The 25,856-nt window shown below is 51.3% G+C and carries 28 protein-coding genes; 15 read left to right on the forward strand and 13 right to left on the reverse strand.

Annotated features, from left to right (window positions below; genetic code table 11):
* Window positions 1-89 precede the first annotated feature (89 nt).
* From G8768_RS13475 to G8768_RS13485, 3 genes are all read left to right on the forward strand, one after another.
* Complete coding sequence (locus tag G8768_RS13475; protein ID WP_166845885.1) at window positions 90-947, forward strand: HlyC/CorC family transporter; 858 nt, start codon at window positions 90-92, stop codon at window positions 945-947.
* Between the two features lie 41 nt (window positions 948-988).
* Window positions 989-1,207: a DUF3820 family protein gene (locus G8768_RS13480; RefSeq protein ID WP_166847483.1), complete on the forward strand. Its 219-nt coding sequence runs from the start codon at window positions 989-991 to the stop codon at window positions 1,205-1,207.
* A 114-nt stretch (window positions 1,208-1,321) separates the two neighbouring features.
* The gene (locus tag G8768_RS13485; protein ID WP_166845883.1) at window positions 1,322-1,855 is read left to right on the forward strand and encodes an energy transducer TonB; all 534 of its coding nucleotides are present in this window, start codon (window positions 1,322-1,324) and stop codon (window positions 1,853-1,855) included.
* Between the two features lie 72 nt (window positions 1,856-1,927).
* Here G8768_RS13485 and G8768_RS13490 read toward each other — a convergent pair whose 3' ends face one another.
* Window positions 1,928-2,698, reverse strand: a complete 771-nt coding sequence (locus tag G8768_RS13490) for an enoyl-CoA hydratase (protein WP_166845881.1) — start codon at window positions 2,696-2,698, stop codon at window positions 1,928-1,930.
* A gap of 185 nt (window positions 2,699-2,883) precedes the next feature.
* Between G8768_RS13490 and G8768_RS13495 the strand changes: the two genes are divergently transcribed.
* From G8768_RS13495 to G8768_RS13505, 3 genes are read left to right on the forward strand one after another with little or no spacing between them, the layout of a single operon-like run.
* Window positions 2,884-3,351 carry a MarR family winged helix-turn-helix transcriptional regulator gene (locus G8768_RS13495; protein WP_166845879.1) on the forward strand — a complete coding sequence of 156 codons (468 nt, stop codon included), beginning with the start codon at window positions 2,884-2,886 and terminating at the stop codon, window positions 3,349-3,351.
* Between the two features lie 23 nt (window positions 3,352-3,374).
* The gene (locus G8768_RS13500; protein ID WP_166845878.1) at window positions 3,375-4,472 is read left to right on the forward strand and encodes an HlyD family secretion protein; all 1,098 of its coding nucleotides are present in this window, start codon (window positions 3,375-3,377) and stop codon (window positions 4,470-4,472) included.
* Window positions 4,462-6,018, forward strand: a complete 1,557-nt coding sequence (locus G8768_RS13505; protein WP_166845876.1) for a DHA2 family efflux MFS transporter permease subunit — start codon at window positions 4,462-4,464, stop codon at window positions 6,016-6,018. The genes G8768_RS13500 and G8768_RS13505 overlap by 11 nt, the downstream gene beginning before the upstream one ends.
* A 32-nt stretch (window positions 6,019-6,050) precedes the next feature.
* On the opposite strand, the gene G8768_RS13510 is transcribed toward G8768_RS13505, so the two are convergent.
* Window positions 6,051-7,187 carry an alpha-hydroxy acid oxidase gene (locus tag G8768_RS13510; RefSeq protein WP_166845874.1) on the reverse strand — a complete coding sequence of 379 codons (1,137 nt, stop codon included), beginning with the start codon at window positions 7,185-7,187 and terminating at the stop codon, window positions 6,051-6,053.
* Window positions 7,188-7,439: 252 nt separating this feature from the next.
* On the opposite strand from G8768_RS13510, the gene G8768_RS13515 reads away from it, so the two are divergent.
* Window positions 7,440-8,669: a serine hydrolase domain-containing protein gene (locus tag G8768_RS13515; protein WP_166845872.1), complete on the forward strand. Its 1,230-nt coding sequence runs from the start codon at window positions 7,440-7,442 to the stop codon at window positions 8,667-8,669.
* A 105-nt stretch (window positions 8,670-8,774) separates the two neighbouring features.
* Here G8768_RS13515 and rhlB read toward each other — a convergent pair whose 3' ends face one another.
* The 11 genes from rhlB to G8768_RS13570 form a co-directional block, all read right to left on the reverse strand.
* Window positions 8,775-10,229 carry an ATP-dependent RNA helicase RhlB gene (gene rhlB, locus G8768_RS13520; RefSeq protein ID WP_166845870.1) on the reverse strand — a complete coding sequence of 485 codons (1,455 nt, stop codon included), beginning with the start codon at window positions 10,227-10,229 and terminating at the stop codon, window positions 8,775-8,777.
* Window positions 10,230-10,401: 172 nt separating this feature from the next.
* Window positions 10,402-11,061, reverse strand: a complete 660-nt coding sequence (locus tag G8768_RS13525; protein WP_166845869.1) for an HvfX family Cu-binding RiPP maturation protein — start codon at window positions 11,059-11,061, stop codon at window positions 10,402-10,404.
* A 50-nt stretch (window positions 11,062-11,111) separates the two neighbouring features.
* Entirely contained in the window at window positions 11,112-11,891 is a 780-nt protein-coding gene (locus G8768_RS13530) for an HvfC/BufC N-terminal domain-containing protein (RefSeq protein ID WP_166845867.1), read from the reverse strand.
* Entirely contained in the window at window positions 11,884-12,744 is an 861-nt protein-coding gene (gene bufB / locus G8768_RS13535) for an MNIO family bufferin maturase (RefSeq protein ID WP_166845865.1), read from the reverse strand. Before bufB ends, G8768_RS13530 begins: the two co-directional genes overlap by 8 nt.
* 74 nt (window positions 12,745-12,818) lie before the next feature.
* Window positions 12,819-13,280 (reverse strand): BufA2 family periplasmic bufferin-type metallophore, encoded by a 462-nt coding sequence (gene bufA2 / locus G8768_RS13540; protein WP_166845863.1) that lies wholly within the window; start codon window positions 13,278-13,280, stop codon window positions 12,819-12,821.
* 283 nt (window positions 13,281-13,563) lie between these two features.
* Window positions 13,564-13,914: a hypothetical protein gene (locus G8768_RS13545; protein WP_166845861.1), complete on the reverse strand. Its 351-nt coding sequence runs from the start codon at window positions 13,912-13,914 to the stop codon at window positions 13,564-13,566.
* Between the two features lie 195 nt (window positions 13,915-14,109).
* Window positions 14,110-15,420: a histidinol dehydrogenase gene (gene hisD / locus G8768_RS13550; protein WP_166845859.1), complete on the reverse strand. Its 1,311-nt coding sequence runs from the start codon at window positions 15,418-15,420 to the stop codon at window positions 14,110-14,112.
* A gap of 144 nt (window positions 15,421-15,564) precedes the next feature.
* Entirely contained in the window at window positions 15,565-16,182 is a 618-nt protein-coding gene (hisG, locus tag G8768_RS13555; protein WP_166845857.1) for an ATP phosphoribosyltransferase, read from the reverse strand.
* Between the two features lie 50 nt (window positions 16,183-16,232).
* The gene (murA, locus tag G8768_RS13560; protein WP_166845855.1) at window positions 16,233-17,495 is read right to left on the reverse strand and encodes a UDP-N-acetylglucosamine 1-carboxyvinyltransferase; all 1,263 of its coding nucleotides are present in this window, start codon (window positions 17,493-17,495) and stop codon (window positions 16,233-16,235) included.
* A 74-nt stretch (window positions 17,496-17,569) separates the two neighbouring features.
* Complete coding sequence (locus G8768_RS13565; protein ID WP_166845853.1) at window positions 17,570-17,800, reverse strand: BolA family protein; 231 nt, start codon at window positions 17,798-17,800, stop codon at window positions 17,570-17,572.
* A 91-nt stretch (window positions 17,801-17,891) separates the two neighbouring features.
* Window positions 17,892-18,509 (reverse strand): MlaC/ttg2D family ABC transporter substrate-binding protein, encoded by a 618-nt coding sequence (locus G8768_RS13570; protein ID WP_166845851.1) that lies wholly within the window; start codon window positions 18,507-18,509, stop codon window positions 17,892-17,894.
* Between the two features lie 301 nt (window positions 18,510-18,810).
* Between G8768_RS13570 and G8768_RS13575 the strand changes: the two genes are divergently transcribed.
* The 8 genes from G8768_RS13575 (at window position 18,811) to hpf (ending at window position 25,784) form a co-directional block, all read left to right on the forward strand.
* Window positions 18,811-19,794 carry a calcium/sodium antiporter gene (locus tag G8768_RS13575; protein ID WP_166845849.1) on the forward strand — a complete coding sequence of 328 codons (984 nt, stop codon included), beginning with the start codon at window positions 18,811-18,813 and terminating at the stop codon, window positions 19,792-19,794.
* A 134-nt stretch (window positions 19,795-19,928) separates the two neighbouring features.
* On the forward strand, window positions 19,929-20,894 hold the full coding sequence (locus G8768_RS13580) for a KpsF/GutQ family sugar-phosphate isomerase (protein ID WP_166845847.1): 966 nt from the start codon (window positions 19,929-19,931) through the stop codon (window positions 20,892-20,894).
* A gap of 39 nt (window positions 20,895-20,933) precedes the next feature.
* Window positions 20,934-21,470: a KdsC family phosphatase gene (locus tag G8768_RS13585; RefSeq protein ID WP_166845845.1), complete on the forward strand. Its 537-nt coding sequence runs from the start codon at window positions 20,934-20,936 to the stop codon at window positions 21,468-21,470.
* A gap of 14 nt (window positions 21,471-21,484) precedes the next feature.
* Window positions 21,485-22,069 carry an LPS export ABC transporter periplasmic protein LptC gene (gene lptC / locus G8768_RS13590; protein ID WP_166845842.1) on the forward strand — a complete coding sequence of 195 codons (585 nt, stop codon included), beginning with the start codon at window positions 21,485-21,487 and terminating at the stop codon, window positions 22,067-22,069.
* Window positions 22,053-22,598, forward strand: a complete 546-nt coding sequence (gene lptA / locus G8768_RS13595; RefSeq protein ID WP_166845840.1) for a lipopolysaccharide transport periplasmic protein LptA — start codon at window positions 22,053-22,055, stop codon at window positions 22,596-22,598. The genes lptC and lptA overlap by 17 nt, the downstream gene beginning before the upstream one ends.
* 8 nt (window positions 22,599-22,606) lie before the next feature.
* Window positions 22,607-23,332, forward strand: coding sequence for an LPS export ABC transporter ATP-binding protein (lptB, locus tag G8768_RS13600; protein ID WP_166845838.1), 726 nt, complete (start codon window positions 22,607-22,609; stop codon window positions 23,330-23,332).
* 461 nt (window positions 23,333-23,793) lie between these two features.
* A complete protein-coding gene (locus tag G8768_RS13605; protein WP_166845836.1) occupies window positions 23,794-25,350 on the forward strand; it encodes an RNA polymerase factor sigma-54 in 1,557 nt (518 codons plus the stop codon).
* Between the two features lie 143 nt (window positions 25,351-25,493).
* Window positions 25,494-25,784 carry a ribosome hibernation-promoting factor, HPF/YfiA family gene (gene hpf, locus G8768_RS13610; RefSeq protein ID WP_166845834.1) on the forward strand — a complete coding sequence of 97 codons (291 nt, stop codon included), beginning with the start codon at window positions 25,494-25,496 and terminating at the stop codon, window positions 25,782-25,784.
* The last annotated feature ends 72 nt before the right edge of the window (window positions 25,785-25,856 follow it).

Raw genomic sequence — 25,856 nt, forward strand, 5'->3', positions numbered from 1 at the left:
AGATTAATAGCACAGCAAAAAGCATGGTTTTCCAGTAAAAGCCAGTGCTAGAATAGTCGCCCCTAAAAAACAGAGGAGCCATATTCGCCATGAGCGAAGACCCGTCGAGTAGTCAGCCGAATGGCCAGGAAAAATCCTGGTTAGATCGCTTTTTCAGCAACTTCTCCAGCGAACCCAACTCACGAGAGGAGCTGCTGGCCATCATCAAAGAGGCCGCCGAACGCGAGCTTCTGGATGAAGAAGCCCTGAGCATTATTGAAGGCGCCCTGGATGTGGCCGACCAGCAGGTTCGCGAGGTGCTGATTCCTCGCCCGCAAATGGTCGTTCTGAACATCGAAGACAGCCCCACCGATTTGCTACCCAAAGTCATTGAATCCGGGCACTCCCGCTTTCCAGTGATTGGCGAATCCATTGACGACATCAAAGGCATCCTCCTGGCCAAAGACCTTCTGCCCCTGATTCTGGGCGGCACCGAAGACTTTGACTTGTCCAAAATCATCCGGCCTGCCGTGGTGATACCGGAAAGCAAGCGCCTGAATGTGCTGCTGCGCGAATTCCGCGAAAACCGCTACCACATGGCTATGGTGATCGACGAATACGGCGGTATTGCCGGCCTCGTCACCATTGAAGACCTGCTTGAAGAGATTGTTGGTGAAATCGAAGATGAGACGGATGAAGAGGAAGAAGAAGCCTCCATTCGCCAGGTTTCAGACAGCGACTACATCGTCAAAGCCTTGACGCCCATTGAAGAGTTCAATCAGCAATTTACCTCCGGCTTCAGCGAAGATGAGTTCGATACCATCGGCGGCATTGTTATGCAGGCCTTCGGGCATCTCCCAAGCCGCAATGAACAGATCGAGATTCAGGGCTTCCAATTCAAGGTGCTCTACTCCGACAGTCGCAAAATCCACTTGCTGCGCCTGACGGTGCCCGGCAAAGACAGCTAGTCAAAGAGGCGACGACAAGCGTGGATGATCTCGACCCGGGCATGCTGCTGGAGCTGGTGCAACAGAGTATGCCCTATGGCAAATATCAGGGCCGCATCCTGGCCGACCTGCCCGAACCCTATCTGGTATGGATGAATGGCCAGGGCTTTCCCGAAGGCAAGCTGGGCCGCCAGCTCGCCCTGCTTTATCAGATCAAACTCAATGGTCTGGAGTATTTGCTGGAACCATTGCGCAAGGGCAACATTCCCCATATCCACTAGACCTTTCCTGGTCATGAGCTTTCCGAAGCCACATCAGCACAGTTGGCACAGACTGTGCTTTATTCATGCTGAGTCTTCATTTTCCGTCAACTGATCGACACAGAGTTGTGCACCATGGAAAGCTTAAATTACTGGCCTATGCTGGAAACCTCTATCAATATTGCCCTGGGCGCCATCATTGCAGGTGTAAGCACCTGGGTGGTGATGCGTCAAAAAGATGTGTATCAGGATAAACTCGAGAGCGGCGACCGACGAGTCGATATGCTGGAAGCAATTTCCGCGGATGTGGGCCAGGTCAATCACATCTTCGCCAAATACTCTGCGCTGGTGATTGAATCCTACCGCTTTGGTGAGCAATGGCCCTCCGGCCGCCGGGAAGAGTTATCCCAGGTGAACGCCGAACTGGTCAAGGAATTCAAAAAACTGGCCGATGCAGAGACCCGCCTGTTGATGCTCGGTGAAAAACTGATGGAACGCAGCTTGAGATTGTATGGCGCTCGAATCGCGCACTTTCGAAAAGAAGTCTTCGTTGGCCGCCAGGATATTAAAGAAAATGAAATCGTCAGTTTGAAACAGGAAGTCGCTACCCAAAGGGAAAAGTTTTACGACCTGCTCAGCAAACGCTACGACCGCCTGCTGGCCGCCTAAGCCATAAAGAGCCTGAAACACAAATAAAAAGAGCCGAGCAAACGCCCGGCTCTTTTTATGCAGTGAACAGAATCAGTTAAAGCTTGAGAAATCCGGCTCGCGCTTTTCAAAGAAGGCCGTAACGGCTTCCATAAACTCCTTGCCCTGCAAGCCTTTTCCGAACAGTACCATTTCTTCATCCATCACATCGGCACCTTCCTGTCGACGCGGGCCACGCAACAATTGCTTGGTACCCCGAACGGCCGCCGGTGGCTGCTTGGCCAACTTCTCCGCTTTTTCCCGCACTAGTGACAGCAATTGATCGGAACTCACCACTTCATTCACCAGGCCGCACTCTTTTGCCGTCTGTGCATCAAAGGGCTCACCAAACAACAACAGTTCCGACGCTTTCACGTGACCACAAATACGCGGCAGGATGTAGCTGGATGCATACTCAGGCACCAACCCCAGTTTTACAAAAGGCATTTGCAAGCGCGCAGAATCGGCAACATAAACCAGATCACAATGCAGCAGCATTGTGGTACCAATGCCCACAGCGTCACCATCTACCGCAGCCAGAACCGGCTTCGGGAAGTTGTACAGATTGCGCATAAAGGTCGCCACCGGGCTGTCGTTACCCTGTGGTGGGTTTTTCATGAAATCTTCCAGATCGTTACCACTGGTGAAGCAATCGGCTTCACCACGCAAAACGATATTGCGAATTTCATCGTTTTCAGCGGCATCGCTAATCGCATCCGCCATGGCGGTGTACATGGCCATGGTCAGCGCATTCTTGCGCTTGGGGCGATCCATAACGATGTGGAGGCTGCGTCCTTCCAGCTTGATTTGAATATCGTCTGTCATCATCGGCTCCATCTTGTATTAGGTATTCGCACAGATTATACGACCAAGTTTCACCGGAGAAATTGACGAAAAAGCGCAAAGCCGTCGACCACAGGCTTTAATTCGACACTTTATACCAGTGTAAAAGACGCACAAATTAGTAACATACATTACTAATAATTTTCCCCTGAAAATCGGAACACCCTATGCAACATCACCAACTCGGAATGGATATTGAGCAGGATGGCGAACAGGAACTCTGCTGGCTGATTAACGATTTAACCCGGATCATGACCAATGAATTCAATCGCCGCTTACGGCTGCAAGGCTTTGAGCTGAGCCGTTCGCAGTCGCGCATCCTTATTCGCCTGTCCCGACAGGACGGACAGAGCCAAACCGAACTCGCCGAAAGCCTGGGCATGGAAAAGGCTCCGTTAGGCATCATCATCGACAAAATGGAATCCTCAGGCCTGATTGAACGTCGCCCGGACCCCAAGGACGGTCGCAGGCGCCTGGTGTACGCCACCCCAAAAGCCATAGAGCTGTTGCCCGATATCGACAAGCTCACGGTTGAACTCGCCCAACAAGCGTTGGAAGGCTTAAGCAAAGTGCGGCGCATGCAACTTTCACAGAACTTAAATCATATGAAGCTGAATATGCTTCGAGACCGCTAAGGTTGTTAAGAGCAGAGGTTTTTATGAGCGACAGCAATACATTCAGTCGGGCCAAACGCCCCGCGATGATAGCCGGCCTTCTGATTGCCATTATTTTGGTGGCCAACTGGCTTTACAAACGAAGCTATACCATTTACCTGGACGATGCCCATATCGCCAGCAATATCGTTTCCCTTTCGAGCCGGGTGCCAGGTTGGATTGTCGAAATGCCCGCAAGCGGTGGGCAAACCGTTTCCAAAGACACCCTGCTGATACAAATGGATTCCCGCCAGACCGAACTGTCTCTGAAAACCATTGAACTGAAAATTGCCAATCAACAATTGGCCATTGAACGAGCACGGGCCAAGCTGCAATTGGTTGGCAGCAATGTCGATAACCAATACGCCGCCAGCGTTGCTGCCGTTGAACGCAGTCAAGCCACCCTGAAAAAAGCCGCTTCGGTGGTGACCGCCGCCGAATCCAATTTTGAACGTTCAAAAAGCATGTGGCAGAAAAAACTCATCAGCGCCCAGGTCTGGGAAGATGCTCAGCTGGAGCATTCCAAATCCCGCCACGCCTATGATGAGGCCGAAGCCCAACTGCATGAATTGGAATCGGCCATGTCCCAGGCCAAAGCTGCATTACAAGAGCGAGAAATTCAAACCAAAACCCTGGGCATTCTTGAACGTGAACTTGAGCTTCTCCATGTCGAAAAACACGATACCGAAATTGCCCTGAGCGACCGCAAAATTTTCAGCCCGCTGGAAACCGCTGTGATCGATAAAACCTTTGTGCACGCTGGCGAATTCATGCCGGCGGGCCGCCGCCTGCTAATGTTGCACGACCCAAACGATATCTGGATTAAAGCCAACATCAAGGAAACCCAGGTACGCCATGTCAGTGTGGGCGACAAGGCAATGGTGTCCGTTGATGCGTATCCCGACAGGAGTTTCAGTGCGGTGGTTGAACGCATCGACCATGCGACCAGCAGTCAATTCGCCCTGCTGCCCAACCCCAACCCCAGCGGCAACTTCACCAAAGTCACCCAGCGTCTTAGCTTGCGACTCGCCATTGAGCAACAAGACGATTTACTGAAACCCGGCATGATGGTCGAAGTAGAAATTGATACCCGTGACGAATAATTCCAGTCAGAGCTTCGAATCACTTTTCTCGCAATTTGGCGAAAACTATCGCTGGTTCGCGGTGCTGACCATTGGCATCGGCGCCATTACCACCGCCATGAGCAGCACCAGCGTCAACGTCGCCATTCCCCCCATTATGGGTGCCTTTGGCATTACACAGAGTACGGCTCAATGGATTTCATCGGGCTACCTTGCGGCTTCTACAATCACAATGTTGATTACCGCCTGGCTGATTGAATCCTGGGGGATTCGTCGTACAGTATTGGGGGCTTTGGCCTTGTTTTCGGCCAGCTCGATACTCGGCGCCATGAGCAGCAATATCGAACTGCTGATTACCTCGCGCATTATTCAAGGTGCGGCCAGCGGCATTTTTATGCCTTTGGCCACCTACGTCATGAGTCGGGTTTTTCCGCCGGAAAAACAGGGTACTGCCATGGGTTTGTTCGGCATTATTGTGGTGATGGCCCCCGCACTTGGTCCTTACCTCGGTGGGCTACTGGTTGATGCATTTAACTGGCGCATGGCCTTTTTACTGCCATTGCCGATGGCCATTGTTGGTGCCCTGCTCACACTTCAGTTTATGCCCGAACGGGAACAGAGCGGGCCTCGCGCCCGTCTTGATTTGTTTGCCCTGAGCACCTTGAGCGCCGGCATTTTTATTTTATTGTTGGCCCTGAGTAAAGGGCAAAGCAAGGGCTGGACCTCGGATTACTCCTTGATTTGCTACACGCTTTTTGTGCTGTGCAGTGTCGCGTTTATTCGTAGGCAGAAGCAGGCCAGTAAGCCTTTGCTGGATCTCAGCCTGTTCAGTCACAAAGGCTTTATACCCGCCGCTATCGTTGCTGCGGTGTTCGGTGCAGGCTTGTACAGCAGCTTTTATCTGGCACCGCTGTTTTTGCAGAACATTCAGGGCTTGAGTGCAACCGACGCCGGTCTGGTCTTGTTACCAGGCGGCATTATGCTGGGTATTTCCCTGCCCATTGCCGGACGACTCGCTGACAAAATTTCACCGCGTTTTCTAATTGCGGCGGGTATCTTTCTGTTTGCGTATTCCTGTTGGCTAACGGCTGCGGCTGATTTCCGAACACCGTTTATTATTTTCACCTGGTGGGTAATCATCGGCCGCATTGGAATGGGCTTTATAATGCCGCCTCTCACGGTGGCCTCATTTAAACACTTGCCAATGGAAAAGCTCAGCCAGGGTTCGGGGGCCAGTAATTTTATTCGACAATTTGGTGGGGCTTTGGGAGTAAATCTCTGCGCGATTTATTTGGAACGCCGCAGCAGCTTCCATATGGCACACATTCTGTCGGAACAGAACGAAGGCAATCAACAATCGGTATTTGCTGTACAACAAATCATGCCCTATCTGCAGCAGTTGGGCATCGACTATCTTCAACAAATTGAATTGGCTTCGGGCATTATGGGTAAGGAATTCTATCGGCAGGCCGCCACTCTGGCTTTTCAGGACACCTTTGCGCTCAGTGCCCTGCTGTTTACCTTATTGATTGTGCCGGTGTTCTTTTTGGCCCAGAAACCACGTTAGAGAGGGTTTCAAACCCTCAGGTGACCCGTATATTAAAACTCGGTACCGTCCAGATTATGGTGCCCCATATTGCTGAGTTGGCGCTCTCCACACAGGGCCATGGTGGTATCCATTTCGGCACGCATGATTTCCAGGGTTTTGGTCACGCCGGCCTTTCCCATCGCTCCCAGGCCATATAAAAATGGACGACCAATATAGGTGCTTTTTGCCCCTAGACAGATGGCCTTTAAGGCATCCTGCCCACTGCGGATACCGCTGTCGAACTGAACCTCAATATCATCACCCACCGCCTCAACAATTTCCGGCAACACTCGAATTGAAGATCGCGCACCATCCAGCTGGCGCCCTCCATGATTGGACACCACCAGTGCATCACCCCCGACATCCACACAACGTTTGGCATCATCGGTATCAAGTACACCTTTTAAAATCAGCGGCCCACCCCAGCGCTCCTTGATCCAGGCAATATCATCCCAAGAGAGATCGGGATCGAACTGACCGGCAACCCACTCAGACAAAGAACTGTTATCAGCCACACCTTTTACATGCCCTTGAATATTACCGAAGCCTTTGTTCTGGCTTTTCGCCATGCCCAAACACCAGCGTGGTTTCGAGATTAATTGAAGGATTTGCTTGGGACCAAAGCTCCCCAAGCCATTGCGAATATCGTTATGACGCTGGCCAAGAATCTGAAGATCCAGAGTCAACATCAAGGCAGAGCAACCCACAGCCTTGGCACGGTCGATCAACTCTCCGACAAAGCCGCGATCACGCATCACATACAACTGAAACCAAAAGGGTTTCGTGGTGGCATCCGCAACCGCTTCCAGAGAGCAGATACTCATGGTCGATAAAGTAAACGGCACGCCGAACTCTTCCGCGGCTTGAGCCGCGAGAATTTCACCGTCGGCATACTGCATACCACAAAGCCCGGTGGGCGCCAGCGCAATGGGCATACTCACATCCTGGCCCACCATTTTGCCGGCCAGGCTTCGGTCGCTCATATTGACGGCAACACGCTGACGCAGGTACACCTTATTGAAATCCGCTTCATTGGCCCGGTAGGTGGACTCAGTCCAGGAACCGGAATCGGCATACTCAAAAAACATTTTAGGCACCCGACGGCGAGCCAGTTCCTTGAGATCATTGATTTCAACAACGGTAGTCATAGTAGAGCCTCGAAGCGTATTGTTAGACATTATTCGGCAATAAAGATCATAGCCTAGCGCCGGAGTAAGGAAAATACTGTCACTTAGATGACAAGCGCCTCTTCTCTGCGACAGTTTTCACCGATAGCTTGTCGCGCTTGCCAAAACCGATACGGAATTTGAGTTTAAAACTACCGTGAATCTTTGTTTTATGGCTACAATCGTCGCTTGCTTGAAATGTGTCCAAACCAACAATAAACAGAGACCCCCACTATGCTGCGAACACAAAAAGGCTTTAGTGTCAGCAAAACCCTGTTCAGTATCCTCACCATTTTGGTGTTAATTGCCCTGTTCTTCCGAACGGAAATTCAGCGTATGCATCACGGCCTCACCCTCTTTGATGAAGCCAATATTGTCGACAATATGCGGAATTCCAATCAGCACTATTCATCGAGTGATATGAGTGCAGGTGACAAGCACTGGTCTTTGGAAAACGGCGCAAACCTCAGTCTGCCGGAAAGTTTTGAATACTACGGTGAGAACATCAATAGTAATGAATACCTGCACTACACGCACACGGGCAGCTTACTGGTATTGCAACAAGGTAAGATTCGGCTGGAGGAATACTTCAGAGGCGAAACCGAAAATGACCGCCACATTTCCTTTTCGGTCGCCAAGTCATTTATTTCCGCGCTATTCGGCATGGCAGTCTCAGAAGGCAAAATCGATATTGAGAAAAATGCAGATGATTATGTGCCCTCATTAAAAGGCAGTGGCTATGAAGGCGTGCGAATTAAAGACATTTTGCAAATGTCTTCCGGTGTAAAGTTCAACGAAGACTATGCCGACTTGAACTCCGACATCAATCGTTTTGGCCGAATTCTGGCTTTGGGCGGAAGCTTTGACGACTTTTCTGCCAGCCTGGAAAACGAGGTTCCAGCGGGCACTCGCCGTCTTTATGTGAGCATCGACACACAGGTTCTGGGCATGATTCTGCGTGAAGCGACAGGCCGCAGTATCAGCGACTATATGCAGGAAAAACTCTGGCAGCCCATGGGCGCGGAATCCGATGCCTACTGGGTGACCGACAGTCACAATATGGAAATGGCTTTGGGGGGCTTGAATGCTGTTCTCAGAGATTATGGCCGCTTCGGTCAGCTGGCACTGCAAGGCGGCCAGCGCGATGGCCAACAGATCATCCCGGCCCAGTGGATGAGCGATTCCCTTCGTACCGATGCGCCCCATTTAAAAGCAAAAGAAGATGAACGCTCCATGGATAACTGGGGCTATGGTTACCAATGGTGGCTACCACCGGAAACCGCAGAGCATCCCGGTGTCTTTATGGCCGTTGGAATTTATGACCAATATATCTATATCGACCCCGCCCGCGAGCTGGTTATCGTGAAGTTATCTGGAAACCCTTATTACACCGATGATAACTACGATTCCGTTCCAAAAACTCTGGCGCTCTTTCGAGCCATTGCAAGTGCAACCGATAAATAGTTAAGTCCACGGCAACATAAAATCGCGACCGCTTTATCAAGGCATAAAAAAACCAGCTCTCGGGCTGGTTTTTTTATTTTGCAAAGATTGATTCACCAGTCTCGCTTATCGGCGGCGCCCACCTGAACGCGAACGCTGCTGGCCTTGCCCCTGATTGGACTGACGTTTTCGAGCAGGTAATGGTGGATGCGCTTCCAACAAATTTTCCGGTGGAACTTCACACTTCAGCTTATCGCCCAACAGGGTTTCAATGGGCTCAAGACGCAGAGCATCATCTTCACAGGCCAAACTGATTGAGGTGCCGGATTTACCTGCGCGACCGGTACGACCAATACGGTGAACGTAGTCTTCAGGCTCTTCCGGTAAGGTGTAGTTCACCACATGGCTGATACCATCGATATGAATTCCACGACCGGCAACATCGGTAGCGACCAGCACATTTAGCTGGCCACTCTTGAAACCTTCCAGAGTCTTAACACGTTTATTCTGTGGCACATCACCAGACAAAATACCCACCTTAAAACCATGAGCTTCAAGTTTTTCATGCAGGCGGCGACATTGATCCCGACGGTTTGCAAACACGATCAAGCTTTCAACATCGTCCTGCTTTAGCACATTGTATAAGAGTGTGTATTTCTCTTCGGTCGCCAGCATATAGACTTTTTGAGTCACCGTTTCGGTGGCAACCGACTCGGGCTCGATTTCGATCATCACCGGATCGATGGTCCATTGCTCCGCCAGATTCAATACATCCTGGGTAAAGGTGGCCGAAAACAGTAAGGTTTGGCGATGGGTCTTCTTGGGTGTCTGACGAATAATACGACGCACTTGGGGAATGAAGCCCATATCCAGCATACGGTCGGCTTCATCGATCACCATGATTTCCAATTGATCCAGATGCACATCGCGGTTTCCGCAAAAATCCAGAAGGCGACCTGGCGTAGCCACCAGAATATCAACGTAGGATTCTTCCAGCCTGCGTTGCTGCTTGCCATAATCCATACCGCCGACCAAGGTGTGAACCTGCAAATCGGTGTGTTTGACCAAAGCCTTGGCATCGTCGGCAATCTGCAACACCAGCTCGCGAGTTGGAGCGATCACCAAAGCACGGGCTTCGCCGGCATAGCGCTCCCCTTCCAGCGGGTTTCGCAAAAGGTCATCGATAATAGTTAGCAGAAAGGCGGCGGTTTTGCCGGTACCCGTCTGGGCTTTACCCACCACATCGTGGCCATCAAGGCTGTGCGGCAGCGATTGCGCTTGAATCGGAGAGCAGTATTGAAAACCCAAATCGGCAATGCCATGCATCAAATCATTGTTCAGATTCAGATCATGGAAGCGGGTTTTTCCTTCTGCAGGCTCAACCTGAAATTGGCTGATATCCCAAGGTGCGGCGGGCTTTTTCGGCTTGGGCTTACGGCGACGGTTGCGTGATTTCTTGACCTCACCTCCCTTCTCAGCCGGGGCTTTAGCCGCCTTATTGGGGGCTTTTTCCTGCTTGGGAGCCTTGGTTTTTTCTGCCTCAGGGGCAGCGGATTTACGCTTAAACAACCTGCCGATCAAAATACAGCCCTATTGTGGATAAAATAATCGGCGGAGTATAACACGACTGTCATTGAATTGTTCCCTTTAGAATTCCCCACAAGGCCCAAGCCCGGTGGAGATAGCACAAGATAAGGGGAAACGAATAAAGAAAAGGAAATGAGGGCCTGAACGACCCTCAAAGAGAAGCGTTTTACGCCTTAGGCTCAGGGAAAGCCTTGGCCAGATAGTGGTCGGCACTTACATAGCGGCCGCCACCGGTGAAGAACAGGCTCAGCAGCATAATAAAGTACGTCGCTGCAAACTCGATACCGTTGTTCAAAATCACAAACCCGCCCTTACCCGTCAACCAGCTGTAATTCCCATGTTCCTGAAGGATGCCCTTGGCAGCCCCCAAGCGAGAAGCGACTTCTGTGCTGTTTTCCAGGCTTTCTTTTGCCCCAGGGAAACCCACCATTTCCAGCACATAAGCAATACTGGTTTCTTGACTGCTGGAAGCAATAGCGAACCAGCCATTGTCCCAATGTGCAGTTACCGCAGCGACCACCATAGTGACCATCAAAGGAATCGCAACCAGTCGCGTGGCCAAACCAAACAACAGCGCAAAGCCACCGAAGAATTCCGTGTAAGCGGCCAGATAAGCCATCAACTCGGGTGCCGGCAATCCCAGCCCCCAATCGGGGTTTGCAAACCAGGAAATGATATCGTCAATATGGTTGATCTTGTGTAGGCCAGCCGTAATAAAAATCGGCGCCAGGTAAAGGCGCAATAACAGCGCCGGCAAACCATCAGCATGTTGGAATGCATTGACGGTGCGATAATAAAGCGCACTCAAACTCGAGATAGCAGACATGGTTTATTCTCCTAGTAGCTGTGGTCCAGAGAACTGGCACCTCAGGGATTTTAAATATTCCGTTTTGTGGCTGCACAAAGCATTCCACTGGCTATATAGCCTTGCAAACTGCTTTGCAAAAAGCCGGGTATTTCTTCTTCCGGCATAAAATCCAGCAAATGCTCACAAGCATGGCTTAGATTCTCGCCGTTCGCCAGTGCCCGCAACAAACTGTGTTCGCTGCCCTGCAATGAACGAAACTGGGTCAGGCGCTCCGCGTTGCGCCAAATTGCCCAAAGACTTTTTTGCTCCACTGGAGCGGGTGGCACTTGTTCCTGCTTTAAACTCTGCCAAATCGGAACTGTGTTATACGCACTGGCAAAAATATGCAGCGACGGGTGCCAACTCAATTCACAGGCCGGCCACTCTTCCGGAGCCAGGCGCTGTAAAAAATCAGCGGGTAAAGGCGCTTTGTCCTCCGCATCGAAACTGAACATCAATGCGCGCTCAAATGCAGCCAGCTCCGCTAACTGCGGGTATTCCCCATAGCGCTCGGCCAAAAACTCAGGCAAGGTGTCGGCAAAATGACGCAGAGATTTATGTCTCGACGGGCTCGCTTCGATAAAGCGTTCGCACAAGCTGGCAAAGGCCTCATCACCCATATAAGACGCTAAAACATCGTGATCTACCGCCAGTGTTTCTTGCAGGCGCAAGCGATAACCGTTGCTGTAAATTTCCAAACGCTGATTGCCGTCAATCCGTTCATTTGAGGTGACGTGCTCGGCAATCTGGTTATCGCCGTGGAGCAAGTAAGCCATCATCTGTGCCTGACGTTGCTGCAAATCAGCCATGAGCCACACCTGCCTTCTTTTCACCAGCCAAAACCCGAGCGCTGATTGCGCGGGCCTGATCCAATTCGGCAATTAATTCATCCAGTGCCGGAATGTCATCATCCCGTTCAATCATGGTGCTGACCGGACCAAAACGTTCAATCGCCTTGGCGTACAATTGCCAGACCGAATCCACCACCGGATGATCATGGGTATCGATAATGTAATCCCCGTAATCGCTGTGTCCGGCCAAATGCATCTGGCGCACGCGTTTCGGGTTAATGCCTTTTAAATAACGTTCGGCATCAAAGTGGTGATTGCGGGCACTGACATAAATGTTGTTAATATCCAGCAACATTAAGCAATCGGCCTCTTCCACCACTGCGGAATAAAATTCCCATTCTGTCATAGCCGATTCGCTATAACTGATATAACTGGATACGTTTTCAATCAGCATTTGCTGACCGAGAAAATCCTGAGCCTGCCGGATATTGCTGACAATATGATGCAGGGCTTCTTCGGTATAAGGCATGGGCAACAGATCATGACTGTTGATGCCACCAAGCTGGGACCAGCACAAATGATCTGAAATCCAGGATGGCTTCACCTCATCGACCAGATGCTTCAAGCGTTTCAGATAATCCATATCCAATGGATCTGTTGACCCCAATGACATGGACACACCGTGCATCACAATCGGATACTGTTCGCGAATTGCTTGCAGGTAGTAAAGCGGCTTGCCGCCTCCCACCATAAAATTCTCGGAGATCACTTCAAACCAGTCGACATCAGGCTGGCCTTGCAATACCTCTTCAAAGTGATCGGTACGCAAACCTAAACCAAAACCGAGATTGTGATCGTTGTGTTTTTCCACGTGTTCTTCCTACCCTTCAGCTTACCCCAAGCTGTCGTGCTCCACTCAGGGAGAATGGAGCACGATGCTGTCGATTACTTACCGACAGTACCGCCAATATCCTTACAGGATTTGGCTGGCGCTTCGATAAAGCCGGTGCCTTTACAAGTGGCATGGCCCGCACAGGCGTTTTCTTTGGTTTTACAATCGTTGTGACCCTTACAGATGTTCACACCGTAGCAGTGAATTAAATCCGCACGGGCAATCTCACCTACCCACTCACGGCTGGCTTTACCGCCGGCATCTTCACAGGATTTGGTCGGCATCGCGACAAAGCCCTGGGCTTTACAGGAACCGTGACCCGCACAAGCATTGCTGGCGGTTTTACAATCATTGTGACCCTTACAAACGTTCACACCGTAACAGTGGATCAGGTCGGTTTTTTCAGCAGCAGCTGAGCTTGTCTGAGCAGTCGTCTGGGTATGACCACAGGCCGCTAAACCTGCAGCCGCAACTGCTAAACCGGCGCCGCGCAATAAGCGTTGATGTTGACTCATGAGCTTTCTCTCTCTGGATTGTGTCTATCTAACGTTGTAATAAAGGTTCGCCGTCACCGGGCCACAGGGCTTTAATGATGAAGACGGGCATAGTGTAAGAGGCAAAACTAACGAAATTATCACGGGGGGATAATCATATAATGGCGGGAATATTCGCCGCAGTAGAGGCCTGAAACGCCTCTGGCACAGCAAACCACCTTCCCTGGAGACAAGCCGAACTCGCGTCGCATAATGCAAGCATTAACGCGGTTCAGTTGCCCGACACTGGACGGCAGAGAATGATTTAATCGAAGACGTAAGGACAGCCGCCGTAGTTGTTCATGTCCTCTCCCCAACGCCAAACGTCATTGGCTCGACGCCAGCGGCTGTGAAAGAATTCCATCAAACAGGGGCCCTGCTCCAGCTCCACCATAAAAGTGTCACCCTCTTTGACCTTGTCGTACTCGGGATAATCCGTTGAACGCTCCCAGCTGAGCCCGCCTCGTGAGTCAATGTAACGATCCCAGAATTGCTCAACATTTTCCTGCTGATCCCAAACAAGTCGGTCTTTATTGTCCTGGGCATTAAGATGAGTGGCTGTCAGGCTCAACAGGAAAACCAGGATATATACTGCGCCTTGAGTAAACTGCTTCATTGGATACTCCTCTATGAAGTCACTTATGTGGTACGCCGTTCAAGTCGTAATCACTATAGTACAAATCACGAGGATGGGGATAGTTTGCAGCTGGCGTTCGTTAAGACCAACAAAAGAACATCAAAGAAGAACGTCAAAGGAAAGAAACAAGAGCGCCACTGTCGTTTTTCGTTCGACAGTGGCGCTTCAACACATTCAGTCTTCCGGCAAGATGCGATATTCGGCCGATCTTGCATGCGCTTCCAGTGATTCCCCACGGGCAAGCGGTGAGGCAACCTTACCCAAGGTGGAAGCACCTTCGGCGGAACACATAATCAGTGAACTGCGTTTTTGGAAATCGTAAACACCCAGCGGTGATGAGAAACGTGCAGTACCGGAGGTGGGCAACACATGGTTCGGGCCGGCACAATAATCACCCAATGCTTCAGCGGTGTAACGCCCCATAAAAATAGCGCCCGCATGGCGAATGTCGGCCAACATGGATTCCGGGTCAGAGACAGAAAGTTCCAAATGCTCTGGTGCAATGCGATTAATAATGCTCACCGCCTGCTCTCGGTTCGCCACTTGAATGAGTGCGCCCCGGCCTTCCAGAGATGCACGCGCAATTGCTTCACGTTCCAGATCCGGCAACAAACGATCGATGCTTTCCTGCACGCGATTCAAGAAGTCCACATCTTCAGAAATTAAAATCGACTGGGCTTGCTCATCGTGTTCGGCCTGGGAAAAAAGATCCATCGCAATCCAATCAGGATTAGTGCCACCGTCGCAGTAAATCAAAATTTCAGAAGGACCGGCGATCATATCAATCGCAACCTGACCGAACACCGCACGCTTGGCAGTGGCGACAAAAATATTTCCCGGACCGGTAATTTTATCCACTTTACCCAGGCTTTCGGTGCCGTAGGCCAAAGCAGCAACGGCCTGAGCACCACCGATGCAAATCACTTCGTCTACACCGGCAATTGCCGCTGCCGCCAACACCATTTCATTAACCTCACCACCTGGCGTGGGGGTGGTCATAATTAATTCGGGCACACCCGCCACTTTCGCAGGGATGGCATTCATCAATACCGATGATGGGTAACTGGCTTTGCCGCCCGGCACATATAAACCAACGCGATCCAGGGGAGTAATTTGCTGACCTAACAAAGTGCCATCGGCTTCGCGATACTGCCAGGAATCCTGGCGCTGATGCTCGTGATAACTACGAATCCGTTCAGCAGCAATTTCCAGCGCCCGCTTTTGCTCAGGATCGATCGCCTTGAGCGCACGTTGTAATCGAGCAGCCGGAACTCGAAGCTCATCAAAGCTGCGGGCACTCAAACGATCAAACTTTTCAGTAAAGTGCAGAACGGCCTTGTCACCGTCGGCTTTTACCGACGCGATGATGTCGTCTACCGCCTGATTAACCGCCGGGTCGGAAACCGAATCCCAGGCCAGTAAGGCTTCCAGGGCACGATCAAAATCGGCACTGTTGGCATCTAGTCTTGCTATCGCACAGCTCATGGTGGTGTCTTTTTAATTGCAGATGTTAAATCACTGGGTCTGCCTGAAATGTTCGCCCATAAAGAACAAGCACGCAGACTTATAGCTCAGCCTCTGACAATCATCATGGCAGAGGCCGTGAAACACTGAAACGGAAAAGCCGACTTACAGAACGTCGGCAATTGCATCCAGTATGTTTTCAATCTTTTGATGCTTCATTTTCATGGAAGCTTTGTTCACGATGATGCGCGAACTGATGTCGGCAATATGATCTCGCGCTTCCAGACCGTTGGCAACCAGGGTATTGCCCGTATCAACAATATCCACAATCTCGTCAGCCAGATCCATCAAGGGCGCCAATTCCATTCCGCCATACAGCTTGATGATATCGACCTGGCGACCTTGCTCGGCGTAATAACGCTTTGCGACGTTGACGTATTTGCTGGCGACTTTAATACGACCCTGCTTCGGCGGCACACCTTTAATGCCGGCCGTCATCAAACGACAGCGGGCAATGCCCAGATCCAGGGGTTCATAAAGATTGTCGCTGCCAGATTCCATCAAGGTGTCTTTACCGGCAACGCCAAGATCGGCTGAGCCGAACTGTACATAGGTAGGAACATCGACACCACGCAGAACCAGCAAGCGCACGTCTTTCTGGTTGGTGGCGAATTGCAGCTTGCGGCTGCTGGCGATGTCTTCCGCTGGCTCAATGCCGGCACTCGCCAGCAGAGGCAGGGTTTCTTTAAGGATGCGACCTTTGGTCAGGGCTATGGTTAACATAATTTTTTCTTTGCTTGCTATGGTTGCCCCGGCCGGTTATCCAGCCAGGATCAGTCGGGTACACGCCTGATATTGGCGCCCAACTGTTGCAGTTTTTCTTCAATACATTCGTAACCACGATCGATGTGATAAATACGATCAATCAGGGTTTCGCCGCCTGCGACCAAACCGGCAATCACCAGACTCGCCGATGCACGCAGATCAGTGGCCATAACCGGTGCACCTTTTAGGCGCTCTACTCCAGTTACGATGGCGGTATTGCCTTCCAGTTTGATATCAGCGCCCATGCGGTTCAGTTCGTGGACCTGAATCAAACGGTTTTCAAAAATGGTTTCAACAACCGTACCGGTTCCCTCAGCGACGGCATTCATAGCCGTAAACTGGGCTTGCATATCGGTTGGAAACGCAGGGTACGGCGCGGTGCGCAGATTCACAGCCTTGGGACGGTTGCCCTTCATATCCAGGCTGATCCAATCATCACCTGAACTGAGATGAGCACCGGCCTCTTCCAGCTTGAGCAGTACCGACTCCAGAATATCCGCACGGGTATCGCGCAACTTCACACGACCACGGCTGGCGGCGGCCGCCACCAAAAAGGTGCCGGTTTCAATTCGGTCTGGCATCACATGGAAGGTGCAACCGTTCAGGCGCTCCTTACCATGAACCACCAGAGTATCAGTGCCAACGCCTTCGATGTCCGCCCCCATGGCGATCAGGCAATTGGCCAGATCCACCACCTCGGGTTCACGCGCCGCGTTTTCCAATACGGTTTTACCATCGGCCAACACAGCAGCCATCAACAGGTTTTCTGTACCGCCAACCGTTACGGTGTCCATAAAGATATGGGCACCCTTCAAACGGCCATTGCTGCGAGCGCGAATATAACCGTCACTGACTTCAATCTCGGCACCCATGGCTTCCAGGCCACGCAGGTGAATATCCACTGGACGACTACCAATGGCACAACCGCCCGGGAAGGAGACATTCGCCACACCGTGACGGGCCAGAATCGGACCCAGCACCAGAATCGAGGCGCGCATGGTTTTCACCAGATCATAAGGCGCGGTGTAATCGGTGATGGAGTTTGGATCCACCTCAACACACATCTTTTCATCGATGGTGACGCCCACCCCCATACAACGCAGCAAAGCCAGCATGGTGGTAATGTCGTTCAGGTGGGGCAGATTGCAAATATGCATCGGGCCATCGGCCAGCAAGGTCGCCGCCAAAATCGGCAGGCCGGCATTCTTTGCACCGCTGATACGGATGTCACCATCCAGCGGTTCACTGCTATTAACGATTAATTTATCCATAGTGTGTCCAAACTCTCAGGCCCATTGCTGGAAACCTGCAAAACATCTTAGGGCTTAACCCAGCGGGTTAAGGCTTAAATTTCCGAAGGGGCGCGGGCATCGATGCGATCGATAGCGTGGATCGCACCACTGGTGATGGCATCAAACAAGATGGCATTGACCTTTTGCTGTCGTTTTACCTTGCTGAGCCCTTCAAAGTCTGGACTAACAATAGCGAGAGCGATGTGGCTGCCCTGTACTTCCACGGCAGCTTGGCAGTCTGATAGCTGAGATTCGATCAGCGCTTTGATTTCTTCGGCTTGCATAGCGGGCCCCTGTAAAAACCCGCTAGTGTAATGAATGCGCGGCTATATTTCACCTGTTTTTGGGATTGAGCCGGCGGGATCAGGACTTTTTTCAGGCCGCTTCGTCAGCGCCCCAATTGGCGATCACAGCATCCAGATCCTGATTGTGGCGCTTCATGGCGTCGTCGAACTGACCGGCAAAGGTTTTGCCCATATTTACGCCGTCCAGAACCACATTAATCAGCTTCCACTCTTTGGTTTTACGGGACTGAGCCATGGTGTAGGCGATACGGGTTTTACCCTTATCAGTGACTGCATCCTGAAGGACAGACACGCGACGCTTGCCACTCAGGTCTTCAGTCGGATCGATCACCGTAATGCTGAACTCACCTAAGCCCACCATGCCCTTGGCATAGGTGCTGATCAGCTCAGTTTTGAATTTTTTGAGAAACGCGGCCTTCTGCTCTTTGCTGGCGGTCTTGCGATGGCTGCCCATAACACCTGCAGCAATACGTTTGAAGCTGACAACCGGCTCAAGGATATCGGCAACGCCTTTATTCAAAGCGTCATCACCCTCTAATTTGCCAGCGCGATAATCCGCTAACAGTGTCTCTACTTGCTGGCTCACATCGCGAACCAAATCATGGGCTGGACTCTCGGCCGCCTGAACGGAAAAACTACTGCAGATTGCCAATACACCAATCCAAACTACTTGCAGAGCACGTATCATCTTATTTTGCCTTTACTGTGTTTCTGGGTTTTGCCCACAAAACCACCTATGCTAATAGCGCATGAGAACCGTGGGCGGCGTCATTATAACCATAATATCGCTGCCAATATGACTATTGGCTAAACTCTTGGTTCCCATTTTGGAACAGCTACCGTCTAAAATCCTGTAGCCACGACACAAACAAAGGCTTTTCATGGGCATTTATTACTCAGCCAACAGTTCTGACTTGAAGCCGACTCTGCGGCGCTATACCATCCGCCCCCGTTCTACAGACCCTGCCCGATTGAGGATATAAACGATAATGCCCGATTTATTACTTGCCTGGATTGCCGTAATTGGCGGACTTGCCGTACTGGTATGGAGTGCCGACCGATTTGTTGCCGGCAGTGCCGCAGCCGCGAGTAATCTCGGAGTGTCCAAGCTCATCATCGGTTTGACCATCGTTTCCTTCGGCACCTCTGCCCCTGAAATCCTTGTGGCTATTAATGCCGCACTCAATGGCATCGGGGATATGGCTATTGGTAACGCCGTAGGCTCCAATCTGGCCAATATCGGCTTGGTGCTGGGGGTGACGGCTCTCGTCGCCCCGCTACCTACCCAAAAACACCTGATCACCAACGAAATGTTGTTTCTGCTGGGCGTGACGGCTGTGGCAGGCCTTGTGCTGTGGGATCTGCACATTGCGGTTTGGGAAGCTGCCCTTATGCTGATCTCGATCATTCCGCTCATTTACATCATGTCCCAGCGCCAACAGAAGGAAATGAGCCCGGCGGAGAAAGCCGAGGAAGAAGAGGAAATCCCGGACCTGAGCAATAAAGCCGCTGCCCTGTGGTTTTCCGTTGGCCTGGTTTTGCTGATCGCCAGCTCCAAAGTACTAGTCTGGGGCGCCGAACAAATCGCCCTCGACTTCGGCGTCAGCCCATTGATTATTGGTCTGACACTACTCGCCGTTGGCACCAGCCTGCCCGAACTGGCCGCCTCAATTGTGAGCGCCCTGAAGGGACACCACGACATTGCCATCGGCAACATCATCGGCTCCAATCTGTTTAATATCCTCGCCGTGATGTCAACCCCGGCACTGATATCAAGCATTGACATCAGCCCGGAATTGCTGAGTCGGGACTACCTGGCCATGGCCCTCATTACTGGCCTGCTGGCGCTGGCCATTGCCTGGAGCCTGCGCTCCTCAACGCCAGAAAATCGGGTCGGCCGCAGCATCGGTGCAATCTTTTTGAGTCTGTACGGCGCCTATTATTACTGGCTGTTCGCCACGGGCGCCTTTTAATCACAGCAGCTTAAACTTTCTTTAAAGGAACTGCCGCCGTCGCGCGCGCTCAAAGAGCTGCTGCGACGGCGGGTTGTCGTTATAATAGCGGTTTTGTTTCAGCGATATCTTAAGTACGGGAATTAGGTACGGGAATGAGTGACACCTTAATCGAAGCGGGAAAACGCACCATTGAGCTTGAAGCCCAAGCGGTAAAAGCGCTGGGCGAGCGCATTGATGGCGAGTTTGCCAAAGCCTGCGAGATGATCCTCAATTGCCAGCATCGAGTCATCGTCACCGGCATGGGAAAATCCGGCCATATCGGCGGTAAAATTGCCGCCACCCTGGCCAGCACCGGCACACCGGCCTTTTTTGTTCACCCCGGCGAAGCCAGCCACGGCGACCTCGGCATGATCACCCAAGACGATGTGGTTATCGCCATTTCCAACTCCGGCTCTTCCGCCGAAGTCATTACCCTGCTGCCATTGCTTAAGCGTATGGGCAACCCATTGATCAGCATGACCGGACAGAACCAGTCGCCGCTCGCCAAGGCCGCCCACGCCCACCTGGATATCAGCATTGAGCAGGAAGCCTGCCCATTGAACCTGGCACCCACCTGCAGCACCACCGCCACACTGGCGATGGGTGATGCATTGGCAGTTGCCCTTCTGGAAGCCCGCGGATTTACCGCCAAAGATTTTGCATTCTCACACCCCGGCGGTGCATTGGGTCGCAAGCTTCTGCTGAAAGTCGAAGACATTATGCACAGCGGTAACGAACTGCCCCGCGTCGAAAAAACCGCACTGATCAGCGAAGCTCTAATGGAAATGACCGCCAAGGGCTTCGGCATGACCACGGTAATGGATGGACAGGAATTACTGGGCGTGTTCACCGATGGCGATTTACGCCGAAGTCTGGATCAAGGTATCGATTTTAATACCGCCACCATGATTGACGTGATGACAGCCAAACCCTTAACCATCAGCCAAAACCGACTTGCCGCTGAAGCGCTGGGCCTGATGGATGCAAAGAAAATTACCGCTCTGGTTGTTGAAGATGATCAGCAGCAACCTGTGGGCCTGCTGCATATGCACGACCTGTTGAAAGCCGGTCTCGTATAAGCACCGAGCCAGAAGATCTCAGCCGAGGAATTGGAACACATGCCACAAACCTTACCTGCCAATGACGCCGCCAAAGCCATTAAGCTGCTGGTGCTGGATGTTGATGGCGTTTTGAGTGATGGACGACTGTACTTTGGCAACGATGGCAGTGAATTTAAATCCTTCAGCACCCTGGATGGCCAGGGGATTAAAATGCTGCAAGCTTCGGGGGTGAAGGTCGGCATCATTACAGGCCGCAGTAGCCAGCTGGTTCAGAATCGCGCCAACAACCTTGGTATCGAAATCCTGAAGCAGGGCCGGGAAGACAAACTCACCGCACTGAACGAGCTGATTGCCGAGCACCAGCTTGATATAACGTTCTCTGAAATCGCCTATATGGGCGATGACTACCCGGACCTGCCGTTGATTCGCCGCGTGGGTTTGGGCATGGCACCGGCTAATGCGCATCCGGTGGTTGCCGAACACGCTATCTGGCAAAGCGAGCGACGTGGCGGCGAAGGCGCCGTACGTGAAGCCTGTGATTTTATCATGCAATGCCAGGGCAGCTTCGACGCCGCGCTGGCTCCGTATCTGTAAGCAAGGTTTCGCAGATGCCCAAGCATTGGATATCACTGCTGCTGTTAATCGCCCTGACGGTGCTGTTTCTGGTTTTCTGGGAATCACCTCCTGCACTGTTGACCGGCGCGAAAGAAACCAGCAAACCCGAGTTTCCAGCGGCCTACATGATTAACAGCCACAGCCAGCACTTTGATAAGACCGGCCACCTGGACTATGAAATCAAAGCGGCGAAAGTGGTGCACTATCAGGCAACCCCCGGTCGCCAACAGGACAGCGATCATGCTGATATCACCTCGCCGGAAATTACCTTGCATACTCAGGGGCGAAAACCCTGGCATCTCCGTGCAAAAACCGGTCGCAGTAACTCGGATGGCAGCCAAATCATCCTGACTGACGATGTTCAAGGCTGGCAGGAAGATGACGACGGTCAACGCAATGAACTAAACACTGACGAACTCGTCATACATACAAAGCGAAATTACGTAGAAACTGACAAAGCTGTTATCATCAATAATAGCGGTCACGTTATCAAAGCTATTGGCCTGGAGGCCGATCTCAACAAAGAAACATTACGCCTGAAACAGCGCGTAAGAGGTGTACATGAATTTGAACAGTAAGCTCAACCGACTGCTGCTGGTAATGGCTTTTGGCCTGACAACCAGCCTGAGCGCCTGGGCCCTGCCAGAAGATGCCCGCCAACCTATTTATGTCGATGCCGACCAAGCTGAAGTCGACAAGAATAAAGGCATCACGATTTATGAGGGTAATGTCATTATCAATCAGGGCAGCATGAAGATTCTGGCCGACAAAGTGACCATTTTCAATCAGGCGAAAAAGGTCAGCCGTATCGTCGCCAAAGGTAAAAAAGGCCAAGCCCAGTATCAACAGCAACCTGATGCCGAGAAAGATCTGGTGATTGCTAAAGCTGATACCATTGAGTATCTGGTAGGCAAAGAAACCCTGCACCTGCTCGACAACGCCTACCTTCTGCAAGATGGCGCCACCATGAAAGGCCATCGCATCGATTACGATGTGCGCGCTTCCATGGCCACCGCTACCGGCCAGGGAAATAAAGGCGACAACAAACCCAATAGCCGCATTCAGGTGGTTATTCCAGCCAAACAACTCAATCGCGAAAAACAATAAGCTCATTTATGCCGGTACTTTCAGCGGCCAATTTGGCCAAAAGCTATAAGGGGCGCGCTGTCGTCCGCGATGTTTCACTGAGCGTAGAAAGCGGACAAATCGTCGGCTTGCTGGGCCCCAATGGCGCCGGTAAAACCACTTGTTTCTACATGATCGCAGGCTTGGTGAATGCAGATAAAGGCAAGGTCTGCATTGATCAACGCGACCTGACAATGCTGCCCATCGACAAGCGCGCCAAAGCAGGCATTGGCTATCTCCCCCAGGAAGCCTCGGTTTTTCGCAAACTGACCGTCAGCGAAAACATCTGGTCAATTCTGGAAACCCGCAAGGATCTGAATCGGGAGCAACAGCTTCAGAAGCTCGAAGGCCTACTGCAGGAATTCAATATCACCCACATCCACGATAGCCTGGGCATGGCCTTGTCCGGAGGTGAGCGCCGCCGTGTAGAAATCGCTCGCGCACTGGCAACCGAACCCGATTTTATTCTGCTTGACGAACCTTTCGCTGGCGTCGATCCGATCTCCGTAAGCGACATTAAAAGCATTATCAGTCATTTGAAAAGCCGCGGCATCGGCGTTCTGATCACTGACCACAATGTGCGTGAAACGCTGGATATTTGCGAGACCGCCTACATTGTTAACCAGGGTGGCATCATTGCCTCCGGCAGCCCGAGCGAAGTTCTGAACAACGCCAAGGTTCGCAAAGTGTATCTCGGCGAAACCTTCAGCTTGTAAACTCCCCCTGCCCCAGCCCGACTCAAGCGATACCGTTTCAAACCGAACATCGACAAGAGCATTACCGCTCTTGTCGCCCCACTCCTCACAACCGCACCGAACAAATCATATCCCGAACAAAACGTTTACTTTCCAGTCAAGCGAAAAAACACCCCCAAAAAGCGCTTGAAAATTTGTCGCCATAAACTAAACTCAAAAGAACAAAGCCGCAGTATGTCAGCCAAATTTGCCGTTAGCTGCCAACACGTATCGTGCCCTCCTGCTGTTTATTTTCGAGTTATCAAAACTCCTTCTTAAGCCTTCCATCTTTATAATCAAAAACGCCTAAAACGGCATAATTTTTGCTTGTAAAAAGTTTCAAGGTTCGATAGCCTGAAAGCATTCGCCTTATCGGTCTTTATCGCCGCAAGCACGGCGCCGGGCCACAATGCTCTCCAGAGCTAAGGACTCAAGAAGTTTCAATGAAGCAGTCGCTCCAACTCAAGCTCGGCCAGCAGCTCACCATGACCCCGCAGCTGCAACAAGCCATACGCCTGTTACAGCTCTCGACACTCGACTTACAGCAAGAGATTCAGGAAGCCCTGGAATCCAACCCAATGCTGGAAATCAATGAAGGTGAAGCAGACGGTAACAGCGAAGAGCAAGCGAGTAACGAAACTGGCGACAACAACACAGCGGAAAATGACACCACGCCCGAAGCCGAGGGCTTGAGCCAGGGCCCAGAGGATTTGAGCGTCGGCAGTTCCGAAGACAGCGCCCCCCAGGAAAGCGATAGCGAAGGCGAATGGAATGAATCCATTCCTCAGGATCTGCCCGTCGATACCGATTGGGACGCGGTGTACCAGAGCAGCGGCCCGGCCAGCTCGGCACCTGCCCCCGATGAAGAAAATGATTTCGAATCACGCCGCAGTGTCGGCGAAAGTTTGCAGGATCATCTCTTGTGGCAATTAAATCTGACCCCAATGGAAGATCGCGATCGTGTGATCGCCATGGCGATTATTGACGCCGTGCAACCCAATGGTTTGCTCGACAGCAATGCCGAAGAAATTTTCCAGGGCTTGGGCGATCAACTCAACGAAGACGACAGCGAACTGGAAATTGATGAAGTGCTCGCCGTTTTGCATCGCGTCCAACAATTTGATCCACCCGGTGTTGCCGGTGAAAACCTCGCCGACTGTCTGCTGATTCAATTGCGTCAGCTGCCCGCTGATCTGCCTTACCTTGAAGCGGCAAAAACCGTCGTCAGCGAACATATCGCATTGCTGGGCAACCGCGACTACAAAACCATCATGAAAAAAGCGAAGCTAAAAGAAGCCGAGCTGAAACACGTGATCGAAATTATCCAATCGTTGAATCCCAGCCCAGGCGACAGTATCAGTGCCAGCACTGCGGAATACGTTGTTCCCGATGTATTTGTCAGCAAACAGGAAGGCCGCTGGATGGTGCAGCTCAACCCCGAGATTGCGCCCAAAATTCGAATTAACGACAGCTATGCCTCGTTAATTAAACGTGCGGACAGCAGCAGTGAAAATACTTTTTTGCGTGACAACTTGCAGGAAGCGCGCTGGTTTTTGAAAAGTCTGCAAAGCCGTAATGAAACACTGCTTAAAGTAGCCAGCTGCATTGTTGAAAAGCAACAGGGTTTTCTGGACTACGGTCCAGAAGCCATGAAGCCCATGATTCTGCACGACATCGCCGATGAGGTTGATATGCATGAATCTACAATTTCCCGGGTGACCACACAGAAATTTATGCACACTCCCCAGGGCATTTTTGAACTGAAATATTTTTTCTCCAGCCATGTTGCCACCAGCTCGGGCGGAGAATGTTCTTCAACAGCGATACGCGCCATCATTAAAAAGCTGGTCGCTGCTGAGAATCCGAAGAAGCCTCTAAGTGACAACAAAATCACTCAGCTTCTTGAGGAACAAGGCATTAAAGTCGCACGAAGAACCATTGCAAAATATCGCGAGTCATTAAATATTCCACCATCCAATGAACGCAAACGTTTGGTGTAAAACTTTTTTATGATTCGCATCAAGTTAAGGGATAATCTGCAAGACCTTTGTTGTCTAACTTGTTAGACTCAAGAAAAAGATCTTGTGATTATGTTTTAACGTCGGCTAAACCGACATCCACGCAACGACACGAGGATCTGCCTATGCAAATCAATATCAGCGGCCACCATGTAGATGTAACCGAGGCCATGCATGATTATGTCAATAACAAGCTGGAGAAATTAAGCAGGCACCACGACCGAATAACCAGCACTAACGTTATCCTCTCTGTCGACAAATTGATCCAAAAAGCCGAAGCCACTATCCATGTGAGCGGTAAAGACCTTTTTGCCGATGCCTCTTCCGAAGACATGTACACCGCTATTGATCAGCTTTCTGACAAGCTTGATCGACAACTGATCAAACATAAGGAAAAGATTCGCGCCCACCGCTAAGTGATCTCATTGACACCCCTCCACCCGGAGGGGTGTCTAAAAAGTTGTCAAAAAAATCTTAAAAACTTAACA

The organism is Pseudoteredinibacter isoporae, assembly GCF_011602085.1.
In the GTDB taxonomy this organism is placed as follows: domain Bacteria; phylum Pseudomonadota; class Gammaproteobacteria; order Pseudomonadales; family Cellvibrionaceae; genus Pseudoteredinibacter; species Pseudoteredinibacter isoporae.

Coding starts and splice junctions, on each gene's coding strand:
- G8768_RS13475 (WP_166845885.1), top strand. CDS start 90: ATGAGCGAAGACCCGTCGAGTAGTCAGCCGAATGGCCAGGAAAAATCC.
- G8768_RS13480 (WP_166847483.1), top strand. CDS start 989: ATGCTGCTGGAGCTGGTGCAACAGAGTATGCCCTATGGCAAATATCAG.
- G8768_RS13485 (WP_166845883.1), top strand. CDS start 1,322: ATGGAAAGCTTAAATTACTGGCCTATGCTGGAAACCTCTATCAATATT.
- G8768_RS13490 (WP_166845881.1), bottom strand. CDS start 2,698: ATGACAGACGATATTCAAATCAAGCTGGAAGGACGCAGCCTCCACATC.
- G8768_RS13495 (WP_166845879.1), top strand. CDS start 2,884: ATGCAACATCACCAACTCGGAATGGATATTGAGCAGGATGGCGAACAG.
- G8768_RS13500 (WP_166845878.1), top strand. CDS start 3,375: ATGAGCGACAGCAATACATTCAGTCGGGCCAAACGCCCCGCGATGATA.
- G8768_RS13510 (WP_166845874.1), bottom strand. CDS start 7,187: ATGACTACCGTTGTTGAAATCAATGATCTCAAGGAACTGGCTCGCCGT.
- G8768_RS13515 (WP_166845872.1), top strand. CDS start 7,440: ATGCTGCGAACACAAAAAGGCTTTAGTGTCAGCAAAACCCTGTTCAGT.
- G8768_RS13525 (WP_166845869.1), bottom strand. CDS start 11,061: ATGTCTGCTATCTCGAGTTTGAGTGCGCTTTATTATCGCACCGTCAAT.
- G8768_RS13530 (WP_166845867.1), bottom strand. CDS start 11,891: ATGGCTGATTTGCAGCAACGTCAGGCACAGATGATGGCTTACTTGCTC.
- bufA2 (WP_166845863.1), bottom strand. CDS start 13,280: ATGAGTCAACATCAACGCTTATTGCGCGGCGCCGGTTTAGCAGTTGCG.
- G8768_RS13545 (WP_166845861.1), bottom strand. CDS start 13,914: ATGAAGCAGTTTACTCAAGGCGCAGTATATATCCTGGTTTTCCTGTTG.
- hisD (WP_166845859.1), bottom strand. CDS start 15,420: ATGAGCTGTGCGATAGCAAGACTAGATGCCAACAGTGCCGATTTTGAT.
- hisG (WP_166845857.1), bottom strand. CDS start 16,182: ATGTTAACCATAGCCCTGACCAAAGGTCGCATCCTTAAAGAAACCCTG.
- murA (WP_166845855.1), bottom strand. CDS start 17,495: ATGGATAAATTAATCGTTAATAGCAGTGAACCGCTGGATGGTGACATC.
- G8768_RS13565 (WP_166845853.1), bottom strand. CDS start 17,800: ATGCAAGCCGAAGAAATCAAAGCGCTGATCGAATCTCAGCTATCAGAC.
- G8768_RS13570 (WP_166845851.1), bottom strand. CDS start 18,509: ATGATACGTGCTCTGCAAGTAGTTTGGATTGGTGTATTGGCAATCTGC.
- G8768_RS13575 (WP_166845849.1), top strand. CDS start 18,811: ATGCCCGATTTATTACTTGCCTGGATTGCCGTAATTGGCGGACTTGCC.
- G8768_RS13580 (WP_166845847.1), top strand. CDS start 19,929: ATGAGTGACACCTTAATCGAAGCGGGAAAACGCACCATTGAGCTTGAA.
- G8768_RS13585 (WP_166845845.1), top strand. CDS start 20,934: ATGCCACAAACCTTACCTGCCAATGACGCCGCCAAAGCCATTAAGCTG.
- lptC (WP_166845842.1), top strand. CDS start 21,485: ATGCCCAAGCATTGGATATCACTGCTGCTGTTAATCGCCCTGACGGTG.
- lptA (WP_166845840.1), top strand. CDS start 22,053: ATGAATTTGAACAGTAAGCTCAACCGACTGCTGCTGGTAATGGCTTTT.
- lptB (WP_166845838.1), top strand. CDS start 22,607: ATGCCGGTACTTTCAGCGGCCAATTTGGCCAAAAGCTATAAGGGGCGC.
- G8768_RS13605 (WP_166845836.1), top strand. CDS start 23,794: ATGAAGCAGTCGCTCCAACTCAAGCTCGGCCAGCAGCTCACCATGACC.
- hpf (WP_166845834.1), top strand. CDS start 25,494: ATGCAAATCAATATCAGCGGCCACCATGTAGATGTAACCGAGGCCATG.